The organism is Actinokineospora sp. (assembly GCF_050699995.1).
Lineage (GTDB): Bacteria > Actinomycetota > Actinomycetes > Mycobacteriales > Pseudonocardiaceae > Actinokineospora.
Genome location: NZ_JBOHGC010000412.1, coordinates 1 through 2,779 on the forward strand (window position 1 = coordinate 1; position 2,779 = coordinate 2,779).

Below are 2,779 nucleotides of genomic sequence, written 5' to 3' on the forward strand. Positions count from 1 at the left end.
CGACTCGGCCGCCTTCGCTTGCGGGTTTGACCAGTGCGGACGCGGTCATCCAGCGGCGGAGGGCTTCCTCGGTGGCGCGGAGGTCGGCGCGGTTGAGGAGGGCCCAGGCGTCGAGGAGGAGGGCGGCGCCGTAGCCGTTCTCGGCTACCGGTTCGGCGCCGGGGGTGGCGACGACCAGGGCGGGTTCGGGGCCGACGGCGGCGAGGACTTCTTGGCCGCCGGAGGTGCGGACGGGGACTCCGGCGAAGGCGCGGCCCAGTTCTTCGGCGGTGCGTTTGGCGCCGATGACGACGGCGCGGAGTTTGCGGGAGCCGCAGGTGGGGCAGCGGTAGTTGGCGTCGGCGGCGGCGCACCAGCGGCAGGCGGGGGGTTTGTTCTCGCCTTGGCTCAGGGGGCCCGCGCAGCGGCGGCAGCGGGCGGGGGTGCGGCACTCCTGGCAGGTCAGGGCTGGGACGTAGCCGCGGCGTGGGACCTGGACCAAGACAGGGTGGCCCGCTTTCAGGGCGGCCCGGGCGGCGGCGAAGGCGACTGAGGGGACTCGGGCGGTGCGGGCAGCCGGGTCGCGGGCGAGTTGGGACTCGTGTTCGCCGATGGCGGTGACTCGCGGGGCGGCGTCGCGGACGGCGTCGCGGGTGGCGACGATCTCCGGCGCCCAGCCGGAGTCGACGAGGACTTGGGCCTCGGCGGTGCGGGCGAAACCGGCGACGAGAACGCTTGCGTGCCCGAGAGCGCCGCGCTGGATGAGGACGTCGCGGACGTGCGGGTAGGGCGAGCGAAGGTCGGAGTGCTGGTCGTCGCCGTCGTCCCAGACGACGAGGATGCCGGGGTTCTCGACCGGGGCGTACGCGCTCGCGCGGGTGCCGACGACGATGCGCGCGCGACCGCGCCGAAGGGAAAGCCAGGCGCGATAGCGCTTCGCGGGACCTTGGTCGGCCGACAACGCGATTACGGCGTCGGCTCCCGCGAGGGCCACGCAGGCAGCGTGGACGCGGGTGACGTCGCGGTGGTCCGGGACGACAAGGACCGCGCCCCGGCCCGAGGAGGCGGCGGTTGCGGCGAGTTCGGCGAGTCGGGTGGGCCAGTCCTCCCCCGGCAGGGCCTGCCAGACGGCGTGGGCCTGCCTGCCGGTGCGGACGGCTTCGAGGAATGCGGTGCCGCGCGGGTAGCGCGACCAGCCCGTCGGGTCGGGGGCCGCCGGCGGTGGGGCGGGTTCGGCGGGGTCCTCGGCTTCGACCCGGCCGTGGCGCGGCGGGATGGCGAGGCGGAGGACGTCGATCATGGTCCCGCCGTAGCGGTCGGCGACAGCGCGGCAGAGGCGGGCGATCTCGGGGGCCAGGACCGGTTCGGGTGAGACGACGCGGTCGAGGAACTGGAGGGTGCCCGCGTGGTCGGACTCGGCGACCCGCTCGATCAGGAACCCGTCGACGAGCTGCCCGGCGAAGCGGACGCGGATGCGGCAGCCGGGGACGGCGTCGGCGTCGAGTTTGTCGGGGACGAAGTAGTCGTAGGTGCGGTCGAGATGCGCGAGGGGCACGTCGACGTAGACCTTGGCGACGGGGAGGTCGGCGGCCGGTTGCTGCTTGCCCTTGGGTGGGGCGGGTTTTTTGGGCGCGGCGACCTCGAACAGGGCGTCGGGGTCGGAGGTCATGTGCGCTGGTTTACCAGAGCGGACCGACGATCACTCGGTGCGGGCCAGCAGGTGCGGCGCCCAGGAGGATGCGGGTAGGCGCAGAATTCCCCCATCGGGGTTCTTGGAATCACGCAGGTGGACCTCGGTGGAATACGACACCTCGACACAGTCGTCGCCGTCGGGGCTGCTGAAGGTCGACTTCCGCCACTCAGCGTGCATGCTGTTTCAGCTCCGTTCGTAATCGGCCGCCGTCATCGTCAGGAAGTTCACCGAATCGGCGGAACTCAACGCCAGCTTGGCCAGCATATCCGTCAGGCCATGGAACTCGTCGGTGTCTTCCTGCTCGTGCAGGAACCCCGAAGCGCCTTCGTGTTCCACGTAGACGATGGGCGGTTCCTTGGCGAACTCCAGCTTCGAAAAATAGCCGGGGTTGCGATAAAGCCCGTGCCGGAAAGGAATCACGTGGATGGAGATGTTCGGCAGCTTGGCCATATCCATGAGCCAACGCAACTGCTCGACCATCAGTTCCGGGCTGCCGCACGACCGGCGCAGGACGGCTTCATCGATAATCGCCGTATAGGCGGGAGCCGCGAGTTTGGTCAGCACCGACTGGCGCTTGATGCGCTGATCCAGGCGCACAGTCACTTCGTCTTCGCTCGCGTCGCCGAACGACAACACCCTGCGCGCATAGCCGCGGGTCTGCAGGAGTCCGGGCACGTATGACGGAGCGAAGTTCACGATGGAGAGCGCAGCGTCCTCGAAGATCGGCAAGGCGGGGCGATCGACCGGGAATCGGACCGCGAGCCAGTGCGGTGCGTCCAAGTCCTCCACCAGACCCATGGTCCGCTTGCGATCGGGGCCGATCACGCCGTAGATCGCGAGCATGGCCGAAACCTCGGCCACGGTCGCCACTCGGCGGGCGTTCTCCGTGCGGTTCAGGGTGGCGATGGAGACGCCCAAGCGCGCGGCGGCTTGGCGGGTGGTGAGGCCCGCTCGCTCGCGCATCGTCGTGAGTTCGTTCCCCAGTGCTCGCATTCTGGCGGGCAGTCGTTCGCTCATGTGTTCATGAGATCAGCTTCCGCACACGCCGCAACCGCCACGAATGGCTGAGCTTTCTCAGGGGTCGAAACGGTGATCGTGGTAGGCCGC

The 2,779-nt window shown here is 70.1% G+C and carries 3 protein-coding genes; all 3 read right to left on the reverse strand.

Features of this window, described 5'->3' with window-relative positions:
* The coding region (locus ACRDSQ_RS20280) for a primosomal protein N' (RefSeq protein WP_431423223.1) at positions 1-1,648 on the reverse strand (1,648 nt) is incomplete at its 3' end.
* 30 nt (positions 1,649-1,678) lie between these two features.
* The gene (locus ACRDSQ_RS20285; protein ID WP_431423224.1) at positions 1,679-1,849 is read right to left on the reverse strand and encodes a DUF397 domain-containing protein; all 171 of its coding nucleotides are present in this window, start codon (positions 1,847-1,849) and stop codon (positions 1,679-1,681) included.
* 6 nt (positions 1,850-1,855) lie between these two features.
* Entirely contained in the window at positions 1,856-2,689 is an 834-nt protein-coding gene (locus ACRDSQ_RS20290) for a helix-turn-helix domain-containing protein (RefSeq protein ID WP_431423225.1), read from the reverse strand.
* Positions 2,690-2,779: the final 90 nt, after the last annotated feature.

Bases quoted from the DNA above. Each gene is read 5' to 3' on its own strand.
- ACRDSQ_RS20285 (WP_431423224.1), bottom strand. From the start codon at position 1,849: ATGCACGCTGAGTGGCGGAAGTCGACCTTCAGCAGCCCCGACGGCGAC.
- ACRDSQ_RS20290 (WP_431423225.1), bottom strand. From the start codon at position 2,689: ATGAGCGAACGACTGCCCGCCAGAATGCGAGCACTGGGGAACGAACTC.